Here is a 4392-nt window from a genome sequence, read left to right on the forward strand (position 1 = left end):
ATCTAAAAACGCCATCAAAAAATTAATCGACAAAATTAATCTTCACAAATTAGACATCTTACAATTACATCAACTCAATTCAAACAAAAAAGATAAATATGGCAAATTAAACCAAATAAACTACAACAAAGGTCTGGGCGCCAAAGATGTCTTATTATTTGCATCAGTCAAAACCAAAGTAAATAAAAGTTGAATAAAATTTCAAAAAAGTGCTACTTTTTTGAAAAATTCACTATATATATTAATGTAAGGATTAGTATAGTTTATTTTATTTTTTTGAATAGGAGCCCAAACAATCTGTTGCAGTGGACTCCATAAAAGAAAAAAAAGACTAACTTAAAAGTTAGTCTTAAAGAATTTTTAAAAAGTAAAAAAGTTGCCTTAACTTTTAGAGCGCAATAAATATTTTTAATTAAGGTTATCTGATAATAATTAGATTGACTCAATAATGTCGTATATTTATTAAATTTGTTAATCTTGGTTTTGTCCTTTTTTAGCTTTTTTTATTTTTGTCTAATAAATTATTTGATGTTTGTATATAATGTTGTAAAAAAATCTAAATCTTTTTCTGAAGATAATGTTTCTTTTTCTAATAATTCGTTACACAACTGTATTAAAACGTTTCTATTTTGGAAAATAATCTTTTCTACTTCAGCAATATGTTTTCTGAATTGTTGATTGTCCGATTGTTTTTCTATTATTGATTCTAAATTAACTCTTGCATGATTAAAATCTGAATAGAATTCAGTTTTATCTTTAATCGAATGATTTTCTATAAAACATTCTGCAACTAAACCTGCTAAATTAACTTGAATATTACTTATGTTATCACCATATGGAAAATGAAAAAAACATCCTTCATATCCTTCATCTGAATCAGGTTTAATTGTAACTTTCTCTATAAAATCTTTTATTTTATTTTTTATATTTTCTTCTGTTTCTTCTTCATTTTGCGGACATTTTTTAAGATGATATAAAAAAGTTAAAGTATGTCCTGATTCATGTATAGCTGTTATTCTTTTTGGAATATTATCATAACTATTTATTTGTACAAATGGATAAGTTAATGAACTCCATGAATCCTCTTTATACAATTTTTGAATATTTTCTTCAATATTTTTTTGCACATTGGACATTATTTCTTTTTCTAATTTTTCTTCTAAGTTTTTTTCTAATTTTTTTGATTGATTTATAATTTCATATTTAATATATTCAAATGTGTCTTTTTTTTCTTTTATTTGCTGAAATACCGAATTTAATTTTTCTTCTAAGTCTATTTTTATTTGTTCAATTTGACCTTTTAATATTCCTATTTTTTTGTCAAAGTTATCATGAACATCATTATATTGTTTTTTTAAATCATTTTGTATTTCTTCTATTTTTTTAACTAATTTTTCATTTGTTACTCTTGCATTATCAATATTTGTATTATTTAATTCATTATCTAATGATGTTTGTATTTTGTCTATATAATGTTGAAAATAATCATTCATATTTTGCGAATTATCTTCATTAAATGGTGAAATTGATAAATTTGTTTTTATTGAAGTTAATCGTTCATTATTCTCTGTTAGCGATTTTTGTATTTGATCATCATATGTTTTAAAAACATCTTCGTATTCTTTTATTAATTTTTCTTTTATTTGTTTTATTACATTTGTTACATCATCAACAATATTTATATTATTTGATGCATTATTTAATAATTTTATTAAATCATATAATGTTTCAATTGATTTTATGTTTTTATTTGTTAGCGATGGTTGTGTTTGAAAATTAAATTTACTTAAATCCTTTTCGTGTTTGTTTATTTCATTTATTTTTTTTTGTAACTCTTTAATAATATTTTTGAAATTATAATTACTTTTGTTAATTTTCTCAAAAATATCAATCATATTATTTTTATTACCAGAAACAATTAAAGATATGTTATTTGAAAATTGTTCTAATTGAGATTTTTGTGAATCGTCTTTAATTAATTTTTGTTCAATTTTATCTGCTTCTTCGCAAATTTGGATTACATCATTATTTAAATATGTTTTTTCATTATTAATTAATTTTTCGAAATCTTTCTTATATTCATTATTTAATTTTAAACGATACAATTTCTTATCATCAAATTTATTTTTATTTAAATATTTTAATTCTGAATTTAATTCTTGAACTGTTTTATCCTTATCTTTTGAAATATTTTTTTTATTTTCTTTAATAACAACCTTATCTGCATCATCTGTCGTAATATAATCTTTTATAAAATTTCCGTTTCGAATTTTTAATTTATTTGCTTTTTTTTCATTTTGTTTTAAAATTTTTCCTTTTTTATCGATGAATTTGTTAAATGTCGAATCTACTTGTTGAATAAAATCATTTAATTTTGTTGTTGAACGCTCTGAAATATGTTTTATTATTTTTTCATATTTTTCTTTCTCTATATTTTCTTGTTCTTCATCGGGAAGTTGATTTATTTTATTTCGCCATTCTTGATTATATTCATTTTCTTGATCAGAAGAAATTCTCTCTATTGTTTTTTTCCATTCTTCTTTTTTATTTTCTTCATTTTTTTTATATTTCGAAAATTCATCATAAAGTGAATCATGTTTTTGTTTCAATTTTGATATATTTTTTAAATAACCCTCTACAAATGATATAAAATCTTTTTTTAATGGTTTAATTTCAATTTGATTTTGAAAAAAATTATTAATATAATCTAATCTTTCTTTTGTATAAACTAATAATTGTGTAAAATCTGAATATATATCTTTTATTTTTTCTTTTTCGCTGTCAATATTTTTATTTAAAATTTCTAATTCTTCATCTTTAGTTTTTGAATAAAAATAAGATGGATTTAATTCATATTTTCTTTCTATTTCCTGTTTTTTTCTATTTAAATCACTATCTAAAAACTCCATTTGTTCTTTATATGTTTTATCTATTTTATTGATTTTGTTATCTATTTCATAATATTTGTTTTTAATTATTTTATCAAATTTGTTTTTGAACTCTGCCCAATTTGTTTTATATGATGTATTAGTGCCATCTTCAACTAAACTATTTAAAAAACCAACTTCAATACATAATTTTTTAATATTGAATAAATTTTGTAATTGTTTATGATAATTTTCCAAAAATAATTTAATATTTTCATTAAATTGTTTTTTTAATTGTTTTTCTATTATATTAGATCTCATAATAGTTGCATTTTTATTTATATCAATGTATTCCTCAAGAGAAATAGAAATCTTTAATGGTTGCAATGATTCTAAAGATTTTTGTCCAAATATTGTAATAAAATCATTATCTAAAACATCATCTGTTAAATTATTTTGTGTTTTCACTTCTCTTATAATGTCGGAAATCATTTGACGCATTTCTTCTCGTTTTGAAGTTAAGTATTTGAACGCATCATCAGTTAATGTTGTTTGAATTGTTTTGAAATCCATTTCTTCATTAAAGGTAATATTGTATAATTCTATAATAAACTGTTGATTTGTTTGAGATAAAAAATGACTAAACATTTGTGGACGTTTAAGATCATTCAGTTCTCTTTTAGCTGTGTTTTTTGTTTCATCAATTGAATATTTTTCTAAAGGATAATTATTCTTTTTTAAACCGTAATTATGTTTAAAATCAATTTGTATTGGTTTTAAATTATTTTTTTCTTTTTCTTCAAACTTTTTTCTTTGTTGTTTATCATTTGTTTCTTCATTTTTGACTTTGTTTTCTTCAATTATTCTTCTTTGTTTATAAATTGTTTCGATTGTGTTTTCTTGATTTAAAGAATTCTTATTTATTTCTTTATAAAGTCGATTAAATTCTTTTCTTATTTCTGATTCTTCATATTTATCCTTATTTTGTTCTAAAACAATATCAAGACAAGGCAGATAATCAAATATTTCTTGAAGTTTTGAAGTTTCTATTTCGCAATCTTCTCTTTGTTTTCTATAAATTTCGTCAATAAATGATTCTTGTTTTACAACAATTTCTTCTTTTTTAACAGGTTCTTTAATTGTTTCTTCATTTTTGACTTTGTTTTCTTCAATTATTCTTCTTTGTTTATAAATTTCATCAATAAATGGTCCAGATGTTTCTTGTTTATTAACTTTATTCTCTTTAGTGTCAGATTTAATTAATTCCACATGCAAACCTAAAGATTGTAATTCTTTTGAAAAAACTCTAATAAAACTTTCATGAATAGAAGGTACAGGGTCTTTTTGTGTTTCAGGTTCTTTAATTGTTTCTTCATTTTTGACTTTGTTTTCTTCAATTATTCTTCTTTGTTTATAAATTTCGTCAATATAATTCGGTGAAGCTTTTACTTTTATCAAAGAGACAAATAATAAAAAAAGACAAATAATAAAAAGAAAATAATTTTTTAATTTTAGTTGCAAGATC

At 21.2% G+C, this 4392-nt stretch carries 1 protein-coding gene and 1 pseudogene; one reads left to right on the forward strand and one right to left on the reverse strand.

What is annotated here, in order from left to right; translation table 11 throughout:
• Window positions 1-193: pseudogene (locus tag ON17_RS03565) on the forward strand (hypothetical protein); the annotation flags it as partial.
• Between the two features lie 328 nt (window positions 194-521).
• Here the strand turns inward: ON17_RS03565 and ON17_RS01870 are convergent.
• On the reverse strand, window positions 522-4325 hold the full coding sequence (locus ON17_RS01870; RefSeq protein ID WP_152411663.1) for a hypothetical protein: 3804 nt from the start codon (window positions 4323-4325) through the stop codon (window positions 522-524).
• Between the last annotated feature and the right edge of the window lie 67 nt (window positions 4326-4392).

Origin of the sequence: Poinsettia branch-inducing phytoplasma str. JR1 (assembly GCF_000309465.1) — a bacterium.
Classification (GTDB): domain Bacteria; phylum Bacillota_I; class Bacilli_A; order Acholeplasmatales; family Acholeplasmataceae; genus Phytoplasma; species Phytoplasma pruni.